Below are 19,714 nucleotides of genomic sequence, written 5' to 3'. Positions count from 1 at the left end.
TGAATTAACTATACTCAATAAATGCTTTTTGAAGAATATTAACACAATTTGACCAAGTGTACTGCCTTGCCTGTTCTTTTCCACGCTGAATGTAGTCTTCTCGCAGTTGTGAATTTTCTTGAAGTTGGATCAGGGTATCAACGATGGTTGCTGTATCTTCTGGTTCAACAACAATACCTGCTGTCCCCACTACTTCTGGTAAGGAAGCGCGGTTACTGACTACTGCGGGAGTGCCTACAACCATTGCTTCTATTGCGGGAATGCCAAAACCTTCATAATGGGAAAGAAACAACAGTGATGAAGCACAACGCATCAGCCGAGGCAAATCATTATCTGGTACTATTCCTAATAGTTTTACATTAGGTAAATCTTTAGCTGCTGCAATATATTCTGGTTCAGAATCACCAGCTATAACAATCTGTATATCAGAATTTGCATCTAGCAAACCTTTGGCAACATCTAGGACAAAATCTGCTCCTTTTTTTAATCGTAATCCACCAATAACGAATGTGTAAGGATTGTTGATAGGTCTTTCTAGCTTCAGTGGATCAATTGAAGCAATATCATAAAAAGATCGTTCTACACCATTTCCCACAACCACTATTTTATTTGCATCTGCTCCCAGTAATTCAACCATGCGAGCTTTGGAAAATTCGGAGACGGTAAAAATTACCCGATAATTAGCCAAAGCCCTATAAATCCACTGGCTCCATTTATAACGAAACCAGCGATGTTCACGAGTATTAGACCAAGGTAAATCAGTTTCAAAAGCTTGAATATCGTGGATTGTAACGCCTACTGGACAACATGAAACTGGAATATAGGTTTCCATGGGTGTAAATAACCAATCTGTGTTTGGAGAAAGGTATTTATCCATTTTAGGAAATTGAGTTAATTTCCACAGTCGTTCGGTGAGATTCTCTGGTAATGGGAAAGTTTTTAATGGTATATCTCGCAGGGGAGAACGTAAATCAAGTTTACCATCTGCTTGTAACCATTGTCGGGAACATAGCAACTCTAAGTTTATTGACTCATGGGATGCTAATCCCAGCAAGATGTTGTTGATATGTCTTCCTGCACCGGTACAGGGTAAATAGGTACGGATGGGATGGATATAGGAAAGAATGTTCACAAATTAATCTTATAGCGTTTTAAGCAAGGATGAAATCATAAGAATGCTTATATAGCAAGGCTTTGAGAGCTATTTTTATAGCTCACCAAGGTAAAAACTGCTTTAATTAAGGCATATTTTTTCTTAGCAAAACTATATCGTGACCAGCAGTAATTCTGCGGATAACTGTTGGATGAGAAAGACAATCATAACCTCTTGCTAAAAACCAATATATACATTCGTGAACATCAATAGAAGCATAGGCTTCAGAATCAGAAACCTTGTACATAAGATCAAATCTTGGATTTAATCTACGCCAAAATAATGTCTGAATGTTTTTTAGTAAAGTCTCACGAATTAATCTTTTTGGTATTCTTGTCAATGCTTTATAAAACTTGCTTTTTAATATTGGAAGTGCCATTTTCTTGAACTTATTTTTTAAACTCAAATCTTGATAACTGAAATAATCGGTACTGGTATCGTGTGATCAAAGCTAGAAAAAGTTATGGTGTAAGAGTTTGAGAAAATAGAAAATAACTTACGACTGGACATATTCCCGTTTTTGTTATACTATTATTATTGTCATTATATTAAAGAAAGGGAAAACAGAAAGCAATGTCAACATTGAATAAAAGCTCAATTGACCTCCTAAGTGATATTGGCTTACCCCAAGAGAAAGAGGAAGCCTTATTTCAGAAAAACTGCCCTCATTGCTATAGTGAAAAAGTAAAAATACATTCTCATTATCAAACGAAAGGTAACGGGGAACGTAAAATGTTCATTTGTCAAGAATGTAGTTCTTGTTTTGCTGAGACTTATGGTAGCGTAATCGCTGGCTTAGAAACCCCATTAAGTGAAATTGTAAAAGTATTAAAAGCCAGAATGGAAGGAATAGGATTAAATGCAGCAGCCCGAGTATTCGGCTACGCGAAAACAACAATATTGAATTGGGAAAAGAAATTATCAGGATTACAAGAGACATTATTTTTATACGCCTTAGTGAATGAATTTGTTAAATTAGTAATAGAAGGGGATGAACTATACACAAAAGTTGGAAAAAATAAAGAAGCAAGTGCCTCTGAGGGGTGGACAATCGTGCTCATGGACAGGGCTAGCCGCTTTATTTGGCATTTAAAATGTGGTCGAAAAGAGCAGAAATTATTTCTAGAAGCAATGATGACGGTAGCGGAATTATTTGAAAGGAGTGCAGAATCTCTCCAGTTATTTACAGATGGAGAAAAGCGATATAGTCAACTGCTATTTAATATTTGTCACGAAGTATTAAGGACTGGAAAGCGAGGTCGTCCCACCAAAGTATTACCGAAGGGTCTTGTGGTAAGACTAAAAAATAAGAGTAGTAAACGTCGAGATTCTGAGGGTAAACTAAAGAAAGTAGAAACTCCGAAACCAGAACATCCAGAGACAACAAAAAAACCAGAAGAAAAGGACATCCATGCCAACCACGTTGAGGCATTTAATAGTGCTATCCGACGCTATTTAGCCGCCTTTCGTCGTCGTACAAATACTTATGCTAAATCTGTTGTGGGATTACAGCGAGTCCTAGATATTTTCTGGATGGTTCATAACTTTGTTCGCAGCCATTTTACGACTAGAGAAGTTCCTGCTGTAGCTCTCGGTATAATTGAAAAGGGGTTAACTTGGGAGGACTTACTCCAAATTCGCCTGATTTCTTGAACCTCTCGTATTGCAACGTTTGTAGCTTCTAGCTAGACGATACCAGTGCCAAATAATCAACACCGTCACAATTATATTGTGTACAGTTCCATGCAGGTTTTAACACCAAAGGGTGCGACCTTTAGTTGATAAAAGCTGTTGTAATCAGGGTTCTACAGGGAACCCATATTGATCAAGTTTTGCCCAAAATTGACTCCATCGTTCCTTGGTCAATACCAAAGCTCGTAGGCTCAAAATAATTCCTGCTCCTTTTTCCTTCCATCGCATCCCTGAACAACATAATCGTTGTTTGACCAACGTCTTACAAGCTGCTTCCGTAACACCTGAACCAATCGGATACTTTTTCTCTATGTATTCAGCATAATCCATTTGATGCTGATGATTCTCGTAATAAGTAATCGCCGCTTGTAGTTTCTCGGTAAGATTCTTAGAATGACTTTTTTCTTCTTTGACTTCTTTCATCAGATTTAGCAGTTCTCCTGCTTTTCCTTTTTCATGCTTGAGTTCTCGACAATTTTCAGTCAACCATTCTTTTTGTTTTGACACGGTATTCGGATGCAACGCTTCTGCCAAGGCACCTAAGTAACCAGAGGCATGATAGAAATCTAATATCTGTTCTTCCGTTTGCTTTTCTAAAAACTTCCAATTTGATTCTGCCCCGTCTGCTATCCCGACCAATGTTGCCTCTGGATAACGGTTTTTCGCTCGCTCAATTTCTCTTTCTAATCTTTCTAGAAAACTCTTTTTTCCATACTCTGGTGCCGCACCTAGATAGATTGTAGGTTGACGTTCGCCTTCACTATCGTATAGGGAAACGGTTCCCACCATTGCTTCACGGTAGCCATCCTCACACATCAGCATACAGGTTCCATCTAATCCTATTCCCACTGTTGCAATTTGGCTATCCTCCTTGGGCGGGGCATAACTCCACGCTTCTTCTTTTGCCTGTACCACACTTCCTACTGCTTCACTCAATCTTTGGATATAGGATAGCGCTACTTTTCTACCATGATTTTCTAATAAATCATTTTTCACCTCTTTGCCTGCCATCCCTGACATTTTTGAGGATACCTGTTTTGCCAATAATGGCGTTGATGTTATGATTATCCTTGCTTCTCTTTCTAAGGGGCAATACGTTTTTCCTCAAAGGTGAACGCTGATATACATGACGATTCACTATAACCTCACCATAAGGTGTTTGATATTCTTTCGGTTGCTCTCCCTTACTCTTCCAGATTTCTTCACCGATTTTTAAGGGTGAACCATCTGTATCTAAATATTTCAAGGCTTCTTTGCTGGCGATGCAACCTACTTCGTTTAAGCCTTTTTGAATATTTATTTCTGTATCCAACATTGAACGACTGAGTTCTAATGTTAGTTCTATTTTTATCTTTGAACCCTCTACATTAATTAGTTTTGCTGTCATCATTGTTTCCTCTTTGTCACTTTTCATCTCATGTTAACACTTTTCTTTTCCTTCATCAACTAAAGGTCGCACCCACACCAAATACCCACCAGGCTTGAGAATTCGGTCAATTTCATAAATACAACTATCTAAGTGGGGTATGTGTTCTAAAGTATTGAGTGACAAAATCAAACTAATAGTTTTACTTTGAAATGGTAGTAAATCTCCACTAGCGCATACTCTATAATAAGATTCAAATCCTTCTGCTAGTAAGGCATTTAACGCGTAATCTAATCCAATGAAATTGGGAACTCTATCAGCAAAAATACCAGGTCCGCAACCTATTTCTAAGGAGTAACCGTTAATATTATTTTCTGATACAAATTTGGGCAGTAACTCCCAAAATATTTTAGCTTGCTCCATACGAGGATTACCTTCACACATTGCTTCAGATCGTGATTGTTTTTCATATACTTTAGAGTAGAACTCATAAAGTTCAGACGCAGAATCTTCTTTAAGAACAGGAACACCGTTAACAAAGCTATAGCAGGAGTTGCATTTTGTACATTGAAGTTGGTTTTCTTCTTTATGTTCTAAAGAACCTAGACATCTTAAACCTTTATCATCTGAAGCAATACAAGCTAAGTTTTCTAAAACCAATGAATTTCTATCTAGCACAATAGACCTCTCCTAAATATACACAAAAATGGTAGAGTGGCAAGGGAAAATTTATTGTAGAGTGGCAAGGGGAAATTTATTAATGATATATCTCGCAGGGAAGAACGTCAATCAGGTTTACCATCTGCTTGTAATCATTGTCGGGAACATAGTAACTCTAAGTTTATTGACTCCTGTGAGGCTAATCCCAGCAAGGTATTATTGATATGTCTTCCCGCACCTGTACAGGGCAAATAGGTACGGGTGGGATGGATATATGAAATAATGTTCATGATTAAAAATTAAATGTTTTTTTCAAAAAGAAGATTTAAAATCTCTTTTTGAGAATGATAAGTTCCATTTTTTGCTTTTTCAATCCTGTCTAAGTTAAAATGAACTGGGATATAACCAAACTTCATAATTGAATCAACATAGCCTTTTAATGTCATACCTTGTGGTTCCAAAGCGTCGCCACAATACTCAATCATTATTCTTCTAATTATTCCGTTTTTCAAAGTATTTATTGCACCCTTGAAAAATTCCAATTCATGTCCTTCTACATCTATTTTTAGAAAATCTATGTGTGAAATATTATTTACTGTCAAAAAATTATCTAACGTATTAACGGCAACAATGATTTGAGATTGAGAAAATTCCCATTTGCCGAGTCTTCCCCATCCAGAGTTCTGATGAGGACTGACGGAAAATACAAACTCTCCTGATTCTGAAGATAATGCGATATTGCTGGTTATGCAGTTATCTAAGTTATTAATTGCAATATTCTCCTCTAGTTTTTTGTAATTACTTGGAGAAGGTTCTATAGCATAGACTTTCCCCGATGCTTCTACTAATTTGCTAAGGTTAAGAGTATAAAATCCTATATTCGCACCAATATCTAATACATATCCAGCCTGGTTTTACATATTTTTTCAAAAAGCTAATCTCATGACGTTCATAAGTGCCTAAATAAACCGATTTTTGTATTTGATCACTAAAGTCAATGTTATATTTTAATTCATTGCAGTGATAGATTCCGTTTTTAAAACTGTGATTAATATATTCTGATAAAAACAGTTTACCACGAAAATCAGTATGACGATAAATGTCAAACATTTTTTGATTGCTAGTGATAATTTTACCAATGATATATGCAATTGGTCTTAGTGTGTTTTTGAAAAAGTTCATATTTACCTTTTTTTGCTCAGATAATAAACTAAACTGTTGGTGTCAATTGGTAGGACAAAAAACATCTCAGCAATTCCAAATTCAGAATGTAGTCCAAGATACAAAAGCCTTGAAGTGCTTACGGTCAAGGGGTTTTGTATCAATATGTGGAATCAGCGTAATGCTCTATTTAGTGATTGATCAAGTTTGTTTGCAGGTTGCTGACTCTCCAAGAGGCTAAGATTCGAGGAGGAAGTACGAAAAACGTCAGAAATCAGCGAAATCTCTTTTAACTGCATAAAAGCGAGATAACGTCTGTATCTTATGTTACTGTTTGAATTTGGAATTGCTGAAAACATCTAATCTAAATTGCATTAATAAGATATAATTGTTATAATGCAGAAATCTTAACTGCGTCTTATATGTAAATTAAATGCAGATTAGCTTTTTATGCTCCTATAAACCTCTAAAGTTTCACTTAGTGTTTTTTCCCAGCTAAAGAAAACCGCTCTGTCCAAGCTATACTGAGAGTGTTTAGCGCGTAAGTCAGAGTTGCAATATAGTTTGAGTATAGACTGACAAAGAGTATCTTTATCTGTAGGTGAAACTAAAAATCCAGCATCTCCGACTACTTCGGGCAAAGATGATGTATTTGAACTAATAACAGGACATCCACATTGCATTGCTTCTAAAACTGGTAGTCCAAATCCTTCATACAGAGAAGGGAAAATAAACCCAATCGCACCACTATATATTGCAGCTAAATCATTGTCATCTACAAATCCTGTAAAGTGAATAAATTTTAAGTCAGCTTCTGTTAACTGATTAGCATTAATCATAGATAGTGCCGCATCTTTATTTCCTCCACAGATGACTAAATGTAAATCTTTTGCTTTTTCTTGCCTAATAATCTGTTTAAAACAAGCTATTAAATGATTCATATTTTTATGAGGGGCAAGAGAATGAAGAGAGAGAAAGTAATCTCCTTCAGGAAGATGATACTTCTGCTTTGCGGCTTGAATAATGGATCTATCTGAAACCGGGTAAAAAAGCTCAGGAGAAGCAGCTAGATAAATTGTAACGACCTGTTTAGGATTTAACTGTCGTCTATTTAATAAATCATTACGGGTAGCATCTGATATCGTCGTTACCCAATCATTCGGCTGGATAGTGTCTATAAGTCTTTTAGTAATCCCACGTTGACCTGGAAGAAAATATTTTTCATCTAAAATTAAAGGGGTTAGGTCATAAACTGTTTGTAAATGGCGATTAGGAAGTGCTTTTCTCACTTGCTTGGGAATACGAGGATAAGAAGAATGAAAAAGGTCTGCTTCGACTAGTATTTCTGGAGCAATTGGTTGCCTAATTATATTAAATAATCTAGAAATATTAACTAAAGTTAACTGCTCGATTTTCTGAAAAATACTCTCACCAGAATAGTTTTTACTGAATTGTGTATTCAACTGATTAACACTTCTAGCAATGGAGTTAACTGGATATATAGCAGAACGAAGATCAGGATAGGAATTAAGTAGCCTTTCTGTTTGAAGGGATGCTTCTATAGAGCCAGAAGCAGAAAAACTTAGGTTGTCTCCTAGTTCTCGATGCAATAAATCAGCCAATGTCCAAGCTGTACGAGCTATACCTGTTCTTGTTTTCGGGTTATCACCAACCGAAGAAATATCAAAAATAACTTTCATGTTGGTTGTCAACTAAAATTCTTACTAAAAATCAAAATTGCACTCCTCGTTAAAATCAGTCTTAAATCTGGGTTAAATCAGTCTTAAATCTGGGTTAAAGGTGCGGAAGCTATTGAGAAAGGCTATTGTCCAATCATAAACTTTATCATTAGCAGAGAAATAAACACCTAACTCCATATTTTTAATCACGCTATCAAACCAGACTCTTGCAAAAGACGATGCAGATCGACTGAGAGATTTAAGGTGGTTCCCCACTCATGCAGGTAATTTAGATCGAGACGATCATTTTGAAGTTTACAAATTCCAAGAATATCACGCCATTGTTTCTCCGAGCCAAAAGCATCTTTACGCCACAAAAGTTTTTGTAAAATTAAGTCCTCTGGTGTTGGCAAACATAAATATCTTTGTGGCTGTTCTCGAATAAGTTGTAAAACACGACGCTGAAAAGCACTTTGATGAAAGGGAGATGAGTCAAGAATAAAAATATCTATTTTGCCCAAGGTCTGATTATCAATCATATTGAAGCTACTGTGGCGTTCTAGGGCTTCTGCCACAGTCAAAGGATCTAGATAGAAGCGTGGAGAAAAAGCATCAAATAGTTGACTTGCTTGCTCAGAATTACTATCAATGACCAAATCAATATCATAGGTGGTTCGGGGTTCTCCGAGAAGACTACTGGCCACAGAGCCACTGATATAATAGTTGATCCCAAGTTGTTGAAGAATTTCCGTAACCTCAAGGCCTAGAGAAATTAGGTCAAAGCTCATGAATTGAGTAAGGTCAAAATTAGGAGAGATAAAAGGATAGTTTAAATTGTTTTGGCACAGCCACTGCTGGTATAGTCTGTGGGGGGGAAGATCATGGTTATCGCGATCCCGAATTTGAAGAGCAAGTAAGCTCATTTCTCGATGGCTTCGGCAGAGTCCAGTAACGATAGCGGATTTGTATATCAATGATACAGAGTGCTGAAGTGTATAGTAGTATTTCTCCAAGAAGGGATTGGTATCAACAGACTGACAACGGTAAGGCATAATTACAACTAGTCGTGTTTGCTCAATTAAATTACAATACAGTTTTCAAAATACATTACTGAGCTTTATGATAGGCGATCAAACTCTTCGTTAAAAGGAATTAAAATCAATCTAAAATTTGGGTTAAAGGTAATGATATCATTCCGAAGGTCGCAGAGCGGAATAAAGGAATCTTTATCTATATTAATAATTGACGGATACTACCAAATGTATATCTTGTCCAATAAGCTTGGGGATTTTTGCACGATAGAACCAGTGCTTTTAACACTTTAAAAATTCGATTTGTTTTAGATTGTTGATGAATTTTAGCTAGATTTTCATACCATAGTAACCGCTCTAGCCATAATTTAGCAGGTTTATGTAAATTTTGATATTCTGGTTCATCAAGAAGACTTTGCACAATATATTGACCTTCTTGTTTTACCTTAGTCGGAGCAGTTTTTTGTTCCTGATGACATCTAAAATTAACTAATACTTGGTTAGAATAATTAACTTTAGGATAATGATGTAGATATCTAACTACTCGGTCAAAGTCAAATTGAATTTGTAAATTTTCGTTTAAATTACCAATATTTTTTAATAATTGAGTTTTAAACCAAAATCCTGGTTGATGATAAACAGTATCTTTTTTGCTTGGTTTATTTGTAGTATTAAATCTAGTCAATAAACCTTCAGGTGTAATATTTTGTGGCAATACTTTTACTTGATTTCCTTCTTCATCAAAATTATTGACCACACCTGCAAAAGCATCATAATCTTGAATGCCCTGGGCAATAGTAAGCAAAGCACCAGGCATTAAAATGTCATCAGAATTAATCCAATTAAAAATTTCACCAGTTGCTCTTTCTAAGCCTTTATTGATAGCATGAGTTTGTCCCCTATCAGGTTGACTTTCCCAGTAAGTGAGATAAGGTTCATACTTTTTGATAATTTCAACAGAATTGTCTGTACTACCCCCATCAATGATTATATATTCTAAGTTTGGATAACCTTGAAGTAACACGGAACGAATAGTTTCTTCCAGATAGTGACCGTAGTTATAGTTAGGAGTAACAACTGTGATTTTGGGATATAAAAAAGACTGATTAATACTTATCATTTGGGTGTCTAATTCCGAAAAATTAGACTCTTGAAAAGAGAGATTTTGACTCATTAGTAATAATTTCTTAATGGTTGTTATTGCTTCTGGATAATTATTTGATTAGGCTTTTTCCTTAAATGAACTATGCTTAATAATGCACGCCCCAGGATAGGTGTCTTTTACTATTCTTCCGTCATAGGGCTTAATTAAATTATTGATACCTCTTTTAGAGAAATGATTTATATGTACGTCATTGTCGCCAAATACTGAAACAATATCAATCCTCTTCAAAAGTAGCCTTAGGATATTTCGAGAAATGCTCCAATTCAAACCTGGAACTGCTAAGTATATTAAACCACTAGGATTAAGTATAGAGAATACATCTTTCATAAAAGGCTGAACCATCGGTACATGTTCTAAGACCATATCAATTACTATGGCATCAAACCCCTGTGAAAACATACTAGCAGAAAAATAGTCAGGTATTAAGTCCAGTGATAAATTTTCTTTAGAATACTGAACTGCATATGGATTAGGCTCTACTCCTATGCAATTTATACCTAACTCTCTAGCAGCTAAAATGGTACTTCCAATACCACATCCAATATCTAGAATAGTTTTGATATCAGGGTTATACACTAACAATTGATGAATTATTTGTTTAGCTTGTTTTTTGTGTTCCTCATGTTTGCTTAAATGCCACTGAAGATCGCGACGTAAAGTTTCATCATCTTCGTGATAGTTTGGTCTTTGGAAAAAAGAAGTGCATTTAATACAAAAGTATAAAGGATTTTCTTTACCAGTCCTAGAACCTTTCAGATTGAAAGTTTTAAGTGTATTTGAACTACAAATATGGCATTTCATGATTTTTATATTTGAATTGTTTGTTGAATAAACATGATGAAGTTAGTTATTGGCAATTTCTAGAAAGCGGTGTCTAGTGGTTTTAACTACCTCTCTTTTTTAATCATTTTCATATCCACAAATAAATTTGAATCTGTAAATAATTTAAAAAACAACTAGAGTTTAAATTGATTATTTAATACTTTTAACAAATTCAATAAAAGCATTAACATCGCTAGAACAAAAATAAGGCTGGGCAAGTTTGAGCTTTTCTTCTGACCAGTTCCACCATTGTATTTCTAAAAGCTGTTCTATTATTGATTTTTGAAATCTATATCGAATCAGTGTAGCAGGAACACCCCCAACTACTGCATAGTTAGGTACATCTTTAACAACAACCGAGCCAGCAGCTAAAATTGCTCCATTACCAACAGAAATTCCGTTTTTAATAAAAACCCTAGATCCAATCCATACGTCATGACCTATTTTAACTTCTGGAGCTTCATCAAAATAATTTTTATCACTAAAGGTAATTCCACATTGTTTTAATGTAGAAAAAAATATTGGATGCGTACTAATAAAGTTAGTTGGATGATTTCCTAACCCACAAAACAAAGAACCTCCAATAGAACAAAATTTACCAACTTGAGTCCCAAAAAGCCTAGAATTGTCAGAGATATAAGAATATTGTGCAATTTGACTACAACCTAAAGAACAATTCAAGGAAATTGAAGTATTTTTATCTAAATGTGAGTCAATTAATGAACAATTATCTCCTAATCTTGTTATGCCACCAATATATGAATTGTGAATTAGACAATTGTTCCCTATAGTTACTTCTTGATCTAGTTGACTATCACCCGTAATATAAGATGCCCAACCAATCTTGGCGTGAGGATATCTAATTCTAGATGATAAAGTTTTAACTATATTTTTTCCTAGAAAGAACATTATTATTTTTGCAATTTAATAAACTACTATATCTTCTAGCCTAACTCTAGGAAATACATCAAGCATACCCCCCTCAGTCGCATTGAAAATATTACATCCTTTTTGTTGGGCATATTCTCTAATTAATCTATATTGTTTCCATCGAAAATAGTATTCTTGAAACCAACGCTCTGTGGTAAATGATCTTAAATGTTCAGCATCACTGATGCCATCTTCTTCCTTATAAAAATGGTGATTGGTAACGCGACTTGTATCATTCAAATAATCGTGATCACATCCTATTAAGTAAATTTCCTTGCAACCCATATATAAAGCAACTTGAATAGCTGAGTAGATAACTGTCCTAATACCAAATGGACTTTGATCGATTTCCCAAATTGCTTTGTTAGAGTAGTTTGATTCTTCTAATGATTGACTCATTGAATAGTTGATAAAACATTGATTATTGTTCTTATATTGAGAATAGGTTTCTAGAAACCGATAGTAAGAATAATTATATAAACTGTAACCTAGAAAATAGGTTGCTTTATCTGAATAACACTTCCTTAATCCATCAAATATTTTGACAACATCATTGAAATTAAAAGGAGGATGAGTCGGGGCTAAAACATAATATTGAGGTGAAATTATTTGAATATCTTTATGAAGATAAAATTGACTAACTGAAATACATAATTCGTTTTTTAGAGGAAGCAAGTTTTGCGTTTTTATTGAGGGGCCAGTTGCAAGAATAAAACACCTTTCACCATTATGAATATTATTGAATTTTGAGTTGTTTTTACATAGTCTACTTATTATATTTCGTTCTACACGAAAATCCTGAAATGCCACTTGCTTTGAATAAGCTGATAAAAATGTGTTTTTAACACCAGGTGGCAGAAGCCAGTAGGAGAGAGAATTTAGTGTTGACTTTAAGCTCATAAGTTTTTGTGGATTTTAGAGATATTTTTCGAGCTTTTCTAAGGCGATCCAAAATCCTTCCCCTTCATTTTTATGCCCCTGCCAAATTTCAGGAATAAAAGAAGCTTGAGAAGCATACTTTTCAATATCTTCAGCTAAGGCAGGGAAGTCAATTTCACCTTCACCGATCTGTAAACCTTCCCCATCAACACCTTTAGCATCAGCAATGTGTAAATGAGCAATGTAAATTCCAACTTGTTCAATAAATTCTTTGAATGATATTTTGTGATAAGTACAAGCTAGTTTGGAATGAGAGATATCTAAGCAAACACGATAGTTATGTTGACGACAAAAATCAGCAATGTCTGTCGGATCTACAAAAAGATTATGATTTCGTTGTCCCCCAAAATGCCAAGGAAAGGGAGGCATGGTTTGAGGAATGATTTCAACTCCATCTGTATCTAGTTGAGATAGGCTCTCGAAAAGTGTTTCGTATAGTTGCTGGCGAACTGATAAAGATAATAAAGTATCACTGGTAAATCCACCAACATTGGTGACAATGCAGGGACGGATTGATCGTTTGAAAAACGGTTTTAATTGTCGAGTAATGTCGATCACTCGTTGCAATTCTTGAATTGATAGTTGACGGTAATCTTTGTCTTGGGAAGATAGATCCAATACGTGATCACCTGCAAATAACTCTGGAGCGTGTACAATTATATCTAAATCATAAACCTGATCAATATAGTGGTGAATATCAACTTCTAAATCTTTATAACTGAGATGAAATTCTAGTAAATCAGGATTTGATTGTGATAATAGGGTTTTAAAGTCATGGTAGCGAACTGGAATACCCCAAGGTCGTTTAAAACGATAATCTCTTGCATTAACCTGTTCCACTTCTAAGTCGCTAGGGTAGAGAAAATCACCTGCTTTGAGCGATCGCCTGGAACGTTTACCAATTAACTGTGTCTTCCGGTTCGGTTGTAAACCCTTTCCAGGACTTTTCACATCAATCATAGCTTCAGTAATGATTTGTCCTATCTCTAAATCGCAGTTAATTACCAAACTCTTAGCCAAGTTTTCTCGGTTCATCAACTCCCCTTGACTGAGGTGTCGTTCTCCATTTGTACCAAGAGATTGTTCTACTTGGCGAATGCCCTCTATCATGAGGCGAAATTCATCTGGTAACAGACTGACTTTGTGGTCATTACCTTCCATTGTTTTGTCTAGGGTGAAGTGTTTTTCTATCACCTTAGCACCCTTAGCTACGGAGGCGATCGCTACATGAATACCCCGTTCATGGCCGGAATAACCAACAGGACAATTACCAATTTCTTTTAGACGGTCTATATAGTTTAGATTGACATCTTTAAAGGGGGCTGGATAGGTTGAGTTACAGTGCAGCAAAACATACATCGCACCTAACCGATTTAGTAAAGCCACTGCGTCAATTATCTCAGATTCAGCCGACATCCCCGTTGAACAAATTAATGGCTTACCTGTTTTTGCTAAAGCAGTAAGCAAATCATAGTTCGTCAAATCAGCCGAGGCCACTTTATAAGCCAGCATTCCATACTGTTCTAGTAGAGATAAACTCTCAATATCCCAGGGTGTACAAAGGGGTAAAATTCCCTGTGTTTGACAGTAATCAAAAGCGGCAAACATTTCATCGGTCGTTAACTGAAACCGAGTTAGCAAATCTAGAGTATATTGTGACCCTAAATCTTCACTAGCATCATTAGCATTCCCGGCATTCCGATATAGTGATTTGAGATCGCGCATTTGGAACTTTGCACAATCTGCTCCTACCACTACCGCTTGATCAATTAACTGTTTAGCAAATTCCAAGCTACCATTGTGATTATTGCCAATTTCCGCAATGACAAAAGTAGGAGATTGGGCATCAATGATAAAATTTCCGATCCGAATACCTTCTGACTTCCGACAAGCAACTGCAACTAAATGACGGTTATTATCTAAAAGGGGAATGAATTCAACTTCATTAGAAAAGTAAGATTGAATCTTTACCGGATCATCATTGTAATTAGCAAACTTATAGTTTTTGTTAGAAATTTTTGAGACAGGTTGATTGAGATTAATAGATTCTTGTTGCACTAACCAACGGCGAAAGTCTCCGTCTGTGAGGACACCTTCTAAAACACCTGCTTCGGTGACAGAGAAAATAATACGGTTTTTGTTGTCGCTGATTTTTTTCAGGGCATTTAATATATCATCCTCAGCGAAAACAATATACTTTAATAAATTTTTGTCAATGATCATAATACTTTAATTTTTTAAAATATAACAAGGTGTCATACAAAATGGAAATTTATTTATCACCACATCTTTATCATGGAAATATTCATCTACAGCTTTTGTTTCTCCAGGAAAAACACCGTAATCGTCTATAATTAGTACCCCCCCCCCTGACAATTCTAGGAAACAGTAATTCTAAAATTACAGAGGCAGGTTCGTATATATCAGTATCTAAATTGAGAAGAGAAATTTTTAATTCTGGATGGTCATTCACATAATTGGGGACTGTTTTTAAAATGTCTCCCTTTACTAATTCTACATTCTTGTCAACTCCCTTAATTTTTAGCACTTCTGTAAGCTGTTCTACAGCAATACTTTCTTCCCCCGCACTATCAATAAAACGCTGTCTAGGCACTTTATCTTCCTGAAAATTAGTTTCAGGAAATTTACCATAGATATCAAAACCAATTATTTTTTTAGCGTGGGAATTACTGAATAAATCTCGAAATGTGGCAAACCTTGTCAATGATGTTCCTTTAAAAACGCCACATTCTACTATTGCTCCTGGTATGTTTACCACCATTTTGTATAATTCATAATGAGCTAATAACTTAGCAATTCTGCTATTATCACAGGATAGGTAGAAGTTATTTTCGTATTCAAATGCTTTTGAAAAATCAGGTAAATTAATCATGTTTTTTCGGAACTATTAAGGTTTATGTGTGTGATTGATTAAAAACTCTATATACTCAAAATCCTCTGACGAATCAATTTCCCAACTTTGGGATTCATCCATCACAAACAAAGAGATTTTACCGCCCAATCGGTTATTTAATTCTTTTAAAACCCAGGGTTTAAAGATATAAATTGAACCATTTTCCATATATTGGGGGTTTAAATCTTGGCGACGGGGACGGTGGTGATAGTCATAGTTAATAGACTGAGCGACATTATCTACTTGATGCCAAAGAAAGCGATGGGTTGGGGAAACTGAGAGGAGAGAATCAGCGTTTTCCGCTCTGATTTGCTCAATAGCGCGATCTATATCTAGCCCAGTTCGTAAAGGGGATGTACATTGTAAGAACACAATAAGTTCTGGGTGAATCTCCTCTTTTTCAATCTCTGTTAAGGCATGAACAAGAGCCGATTCTGAAGACGCGGTATCGTTGGCTAGTTCAGGGGGGCGGTGAATAATACTTGCACCATAGTCTGTTGAAACTTGGGCAATTTCGGCATCGTCTGTGGTAACGTAAATGCGATCTACTAGATGGGCTTCTTTCGCATCTAGGATAGAATGGGCGATTAAAGGTTTATTACCTAGAGGACGAATGTTTTTGTAAGGGACTCCTTTTGAGCCTCCTCTCGCTGGAATAATTGCTACTATTTCCAAGATAAGACTACTCAAATCAATATGGTCATAAGTCAGTGAAATAATCTTCTGCTAATAAAACGTCTTCTGCTAACAGCTTCTCTTTGGTATTACTGGGTAAGAATACTTGAGATGATTGATTTTGCTTTAGCTGTCGTTTCATGTTGTTCTTGGCAAATGCAACAGTCCAGTCATTTGAATATCCAAAGGTGAAGAAAATTGACATTTTAGTTCCAGAAAAATGTTCGTAAGCCGACTTAATCGGTTGATCAAGATTTGATCCAAATAACTTACGAATCAAAGTTAATGGCTTTCTCAACCAAGGAATAGGCAAGATATCTGACTGTCCAGAATGGGTCAACCTAACATCAAAAATAATTACATCTCCTACTCTTGTCTTTAAAGAAATTTCCTCACCAGCTTCCGTCGAGGCAATCTTATGAGACCCTGGTTTTACATTTAAACCAGCTAAATTATTTACATGATCCTGCAAATAAATAGCGACTTTATACACCTGACAATCTTCAACATCGTAGGTTAAACAATCAAAGTATCCTAAGTTGGTCTTGTCAGAAGAAGTACCATCATCTTTATGCCAACCAGTAACAATTCCACTATGGATATCACAATGACTAGTAAACATTAACTTTTCATTGTGGAGCAAATTTTTGAGCGCATCAATAATTTTAGGATGAGAGAATATCCAATCTAACTCTCGAATTAAAACTGCTGCATTGGGTTGAGATATCCCTCCAAACATTTTTACACCATGATGTGAAAAGTAAGTTTCGAGAGTTTTTCTTAGCTTTGTGACTTCATCTTCTGTCAAGAGATTTTTCAAAATAACAAAGCTATCTTTAAGAAGTATGGTTGGTTCAAGATAATTAAAGCTCATAAAATTTGAGATTTTCTGTTAATTTTAGAATAAAAATAACTTCCATGAAAAACTTATGAGTATTTTTAGTAATCCATGATTATATTTATTAGTTCATGGTAACAAGCATCAGGTGTATAATTTTTGTTGAACATATAAGTAGCATTTTGTTCGTATTCTTCTATCTTTTTTGTATTATCCAAAAGTGAAACTAATAGACTACCAAGCTGATCTGCCTCAGCGACAGGTAGCAACTCATGAGCAAGAGGTATACCTTCTACTCCAACAGGAGTGCTGATGAGGCATTTTCCATATCTTAAAGCTTCAATACTTTTAATTTTAAGCCCTGATCCATAAATAACAGGATTCAAGACAACTGTTGCCTGACGATAAAAAACTGATACATCTTCAACGTAACCGTGAAAATTTGTGTTGGGCAGATTAAGAATATCAGTAGAAAGTGATTCTACAATATTTCCACATACATGAAGTTCCACATCGGGATGTTCTACAACTATGTCATGCCATTGACTGCGTAAAAACAATTCAGTTCCTTGAACATTAGGTCGCGCTCCTGATGCTACCATTAGCACAAATTTACGTTTTTTTATAATTGACGATGGCTCAACGGGAGTAAATGCTTGAGGAGCGCACACAACTACGGATGACGGAGACAACTTTGCTATCTCTGATGCTTCTTCGGGTTGGATAGCAACAAGAACTGAAGCTAACTGCCAAATAGCAATTTCTTCTTCAAGACTAATATTTACTTTCTCAGTTAATCCAAGTTCAACTTCTTTTAGTTGTCTACGTGAAATTATGTCAATCGTATCAATGATAAGTGGAATCTTGAGAGATTGGCAAGCTTTGTAAAGATTTGGAACCTGCCAAAGATACTCACAAATAACCGCGCGAGGCTTTAGTTCATTTAATATACGCTTATAGCGTAGAGATTCGATTGGGCTATAAAATTTGTTAATGGAAGTATCCCATTTTGGTGGCAAATCAAAGAAATGCAAATAATAGGTATATAACCGTCGAAAAATACGGCTAAAGAGTGAATTAGATTGAGTGCAGCTAATAATGCGATCGTAATCTGGTATCCTGTCAGATGGTAATATTGATAATGTTGGTAGTAACATAACAACTCGGGCATAATTTTTTAGCCACTGCCCAAGCGAATGAATTCGCTGCGTCCCGCCTGATGCATTTGGCCAAGGTGCGAATGAGCTTGCTAATACAATGAGTGGAGTTTTGCCCCTAATAAAATTTGTAGGCATTAAATATACTTGTCACTTTTGATAGATTAGTTAGATGGAAAGGTAATTTATTCATAAAGGAATATCTAAACAATCATTACCTAACCTTTTTACTGCAAAACTTTTCCCGTCGTAACTGATATAACTTGGTTTCGGGAACTTATTCACATAATTGAAAGCATCCTCAAGTGTATTAAAATCAAAGTAATAATCAATATATCTTGGTGGCATAATCCCAAAATTATTTGCCAAGAACAGTACTAATGGTTGAGCATGTTTACTTTTAATAAATAGCTTCGTTATAAGAATCATTATAATTTTATTCCATACAATACTAGGAGACAAGAGTTTTTTGCACATAAGCAATAGGTCTTCCCTAGTGAAGGATTTTAGCTCATTACTTTCTACAGGGGGTTTCCAGCCATAAGTTGATAAAGTGGCTTGCATTTCTGCTTTTAATTCAGGATTGATAATTTTGCTCGTCTCTGATCCGAGGTAGTTCAGATAACAATTCATGTCAATATCAGGAAACTTAGTGCTGCTTGTTTCTTTCTTAACCGTACAATACTCATGCCATATTGCATTTCCAACGGTATGTATACTTGGTATTGGAGTAGCTGAGCAGAAATCTGATTGACCTAAATTTGCAAGAAAATCACTGCTAGCTTTAGACACTATTCCCCTAGCGAAACTTGCTCCATTACTTTGTGAAATAGCGTAATGTAAAATAGGTGCTTTATCGAAATGGAGGATTGAGTCAACTAATTCTAGGCTTCTGTAGCAAAAATTATAGTCTGGTGCAATTGAGCCAAATGTATTTCCAAACTTGGTAGAAATCTTATTTAAAATAGTGCGCGGTGTAATACAATTTAACATTTTCGGCAGACCATAGAAGGAGGCTCGAGATGAAAGCAATAACAATTGGATCGATTTCACCTGATATAGTTTGCCGCTCCATTCACTTTGAACAAGTTTAATTGGCTTTTTATAATCATCAATAAAATCATGGTTATAACTAACTATATAGTCAGGATAACGTTTGACAATATTAATTAATTCTTTTAACTGACCAGATTTAAAAATCATTCTATCAGTTAGGAATGACAAGTGGTTAATTTCATATTTCTTAAAAGCCTGATTTGCTGCCCAATCCCAATGCTTAGACATTTGCAAAGGTTCTGGCGGCTTAATATAACTAAGCCGTTCATCTCTAGTTTCTTGACAAAATTTGTATAAAATTTCAATATCTTTTGTATCAGTAGAATTATCTGACACTAATACCTTAACTTCTTCGCAGTTAGGCTGATTTAAGACCGATAAAATCGCATTAATTGCCAAATCCGAACGATTTCTCGTGGGGATTATTATAAGAAGACCATTATAATCATTAATCATTTGCATGGGATTTATTATAT

At 35.5% G+C, this 19,714-nt stretch carries 17 protein-coding genes and 1 pseudogene; 1 reads left to right on the top strand and 17 read right to left on the bottom strand.

All coding sequences use genetic code 11. The features are described 5' to 3' along the window. Window positions 1-4 precede the first annotated feature (4 nt). Together KA717_37470 and KA717_37465 are read right to left on the bottom strand one after the other, a co-directional pair. A complete protein-coding gene (locus KA717_37470; GenBank protein ID UXE61039.1) occupies window positions 5-1,132 on the bottom strand; it encodes a glycosyltransferase family 4 protein in 1,128 nt (375 codons plus the stop codon). A 106-nt stretch (window positions 1,133-1,238) separates the two neighbouring features. Continuing rightward, the gene (locus KA717_37465; protein ID UXE61038.1) at window positions 1,239-1,532 is read right to left on the bottom strand and encodes a hypothetical protein; all 294 of its coding nucleotides are present in this window, start codon (window positions 1,530-1,532) and stop codon (window positions 1,239-1,241) included. A 194-nt stretch (window positions 1,533-1,726) separates the two neighbouring features. On the opposite strand from KA717_37465, the gene KA717_37460 reads away from it, so the two are divergent. Beyond that, window positions 1,727-2,806 (top strand): IS1 family transposase, encoded by a 1,080-nt coding sequence (locus KA717_37460; GenBank protein ID UXE61037.1) that lies wholly within the window; start codon window positions 1,727-1,729, stop codon window positions 2,804-2,806. A 144-nt stretch (window positions 2,807-2,950) separates the two neighbouring features. Here KA717_37460 and KA717_37455 read toward each other — a convergent pair. From KA717_37455 to KA717_37385, 15 genes and pseudogenes are all read right to left on the bottom strand, one after another. Beyond that, window positions 2,951-4,232 (bottom strand): annotated as a pseudogene (locus KA717_37455) (ISKra4 family transposase). Between the two features lie 33 nt (window positions 4,233-4,265). Then, window positions 4,266-4,889 carry a class I SAM-dependent methyltransferase gene (locus tag KA717_37450; GenBank protein UXE61036.1) on the bottom strand — a complete coding sequence of 208 codons (624 nt, stop codon included), beginning with the start codon at window positions 4,887-4,889 and terminating at the stop codon, window positions 4,266-4,268. Window positions 4,890-5,170: 281 nt separating this feature from the next. Then, entirely contained in the window at window positions 5,171-5,749 is a 579-nt protein-coding gene (locus tag KA717_37445; protein UXE64904.1) for an FkbM family methyltransferase, read from the bottom strand. Window positions 5,750-6,472: 723 nt separating this feature from the next. Continuing rightward, window positions 6,473-7,744, bottom strand: a complete 1,272-nt coding sequence (locus KA717_37440; GenBank protein UXE61035.1) for a glycosyltransferase family 4 protein — start codon at window positions 7,742-7,744, stop codon at window positions 6,473-6,475. A 173-nt stretch (window positions 7,745-7,917) separates the two neighbouring features. Further along, window positions 7,918-8,634 carry a hypothetical protein gene (locus KA717_37435; protein ID UXE61034.1) on the bottom strand — a complete coding sequence of 239 codons (717 nt, stop codon included), beginning with the start codon at window positions 8,632-8,634 and terminating at the stop codon, window positions 7,918-7,920. A gap of 307 nt (window positions 8,635-8,941) precedes the next feature. Then, window positions 8,942-9,916, bottom strand: a complete 975-nt coding sequence (locus KA717_37430; GenBank protein UXE61033.1) for a glycosyltransferase — start codon at window positions 9,914-9,916, stop codon at window positions 8,942-8,944. Between the two features lie 48 nt (window positions 9,917-9,964). Beyond that, window positions 9,965-10,708 carry a class I SAM-dependent methyltransferase gene (locus KA717_37425; GenBank protein ID UXE61032.1) on the bottom strand — a complete coding sequence of 248 codons (744 nt, stop codon included), beginning with the start codon at window positions 10,706-10,708 and terminating at the stop codon, window positions 9,965-9,967. 171 nt (window positions 10,709-10,879) lie between these two features. Beyond that, window positions 10,880-11,638 (bottom strand): hypothetical protein, encoded by a 759-nt coding sequence (locus KA717_37420; GenBank protein UXE61031.1) that lies wholly within the window; start codon window positions 11,636-11,638, stop codon window positions 10,880-10,882. A gap of 15 nt (window positions 11,639-11,653) precedes the next feature. After that, the gene (locus tag KA717_37415) at window positions 11,654-12,559 is read right to left on the bottom strand and encodes a hypothetical protein (GenBank protein UXE61030.1); all 906 of its coding nucleotides are present in this window, start codon (window positions 12,557-12,559) and stop codon (window positions 11,654-11,656) included. Between the two features lie 15 nt (window positions 12,560-12,574). After that, a complete protein-coding gene (locus tag KA717_37410) occupies window positions 12,575-14,821 on the bottom strand; it encodes an N-acetylneuraminate synthase family protein (protein ID UXE61029.1) in 2,247 nt (748 codons plus the stop codon). 82 nt (window positions 14,822-14,903) lie between these two features. Then, window positions 14,904-15,491 (bottom strand): class I SAM-dependent methyltransferase, encoded by a 588-nt coding sequence (locus tag KA717_37405; protein UXE61028.1) that lies wholly within the window; start codon window positions 15,489-15,491, stop codon window positions 14,904-14,906. 15 nt (window positions 15,492-15,506) lie between these two features. Beyond that, on the bottom strand, window positions 15,507-16,187 hold the full coding sequence (locus KA717_37400) for an acylneuraminate cytidylyltransferase family protein (GenBank protein ID UXE61027.1): 681 nt from the start codon (window positions 16,185-16,187) through the stop codon (window positions 15,507-15,509). A gap of 25 nt (window positions 16,188-16,212) precedes the next feature. After that, window positions 16,213-17,061: a hypothetical protein gene (locus KA717_37395; protein UXE61026.1), complete on the bottom strand. Its 849-nt coding sequence runs from the start codon at window positions 17,059-17,061 to the stop codon at window positions 16,213-16,215. A 65-nt stretch (window positions 17,062-17,126) separates the two neighbouring features. Beyond that, window positions 17,127-18,320 (bottom strand): glycosyltransferase family 4 protein, encoded by a 1,194-nt coding sequence (locus KA717_37390; GenBank protein UXE61025.1) that lies wholly within the window; start codon window positions 18,318-18,320, stop codon window positions 17,127-17,129. A 51-nt stretch (window positions 18,321-18,371) separates the two neighbouring features. Next, entirely contained in the window at window positions 18,372-19,700 is a 1,329-nt protein-coding gene (locus KA717_37385; GenBank protein UXE61024.1) for a glycosyltransferase, read from the bottom strand. Window positions 19,701-19,714 lie beyond the last annotated feature (14 nt).

Source organism: Woronichinia naegeliana WA131, from assembly GCA_025370055.1.
GTDB lineage: Bacteria > Cyanobacteriota > Cyanobacteriia > Cyanobacteriales > Microcystaceae > Woronichinia > Woronichinia naegeliana.
The sequence above is the reverse complement of the archived record's forward strand: the minus strand, read 5'-3'. Positions and strand labels throughout refer to the sequence as shown.

Excerpts from the sequence above, each read along its gene's own strand:
- KA717_37420 (UXE61031.1), bottom strand. The coding sequence starts at position 11,638 with ATGTTCTTTCTAGGAAAAAATATAGTTAAAACTTTATCATCTAGAATT.
- KA717_37410 (UXE61029.1), bottom strand. The coding sequence starts at position 14,821 with ATGATCATTGACAAAAATTTATTAAAGTATATTGTTTTCGCTGAGGAT.
- KA717_37425 (UXE61032.1), bottom strand. The coding sequence starts at position 10,708 with ATGAAATGCCATATTTGTAGTTCAAATACACTTAAAACTTTCAATCTG.
- KA717_37465 (UXE61038.1), bottom strand. The coding sequence starts at position 1,532 with ATGGCACTTCCAATATTAAAAAGCAAGTTTTATAAAGCATTGACAAGA.
- KA717_37395 (UXE61026.1), bottom strand. The coding sequence starts at position 17,061 with ATGAGCTTTAATTATCTTGAACCAACCATACTTCTTAAAGATAGCTTT.
- KA717_37390 (UXE61025.1), bottom strand. The coding sequence starts at position 18,320 with ATGCCTACAAATTTTATTAGGGGCAAAACTCCACTCATTGTATTAGCA.
- KA717_37415 (UXE61030.1), bottom strand. The coding sequence starts at position 12,559 with ATGAGCTTAAAGTCAACACTAAATTCTCTCTCCTACTGGCTTCTGCCA.
- KA717_37430 (UXE61033.1), bottom strand. The coding sequence starts at position 9,916 with ATGAGTCAAAATCTCTCTTTTCAAGAGTCTAATTTTTCGGAATTAGAC.
- KA717_37435 (UXE61034.1), bottom strand. The coding sequence starts at position 8,634 with ATGAGCTTACTTGCTCTTCAAATTCGGGATCGCGATAACCATGATCTT.
- KA717_37385 (UXE61024.1), bottom strand. The coding sequence starts at position 19,700 with ATGCAAATGATTAATGATTATAATGGTCTTCTTATAATAATCCCCACG.
- KA717_37405 (UXE61028.1), bottom strand. The coding sequence starts at position 15,491 with ATGATTAATTTACCTGATTTTTCAAAAGCATTTGAATACGAAAATAAC.
- KA717_37460 (UXE61037.1), top strand. The coding sequence starts at position 1,727 with ATGTCAACATTGAATAAAAGCTCAATTGACCTCCTAAGTGATATTGGC.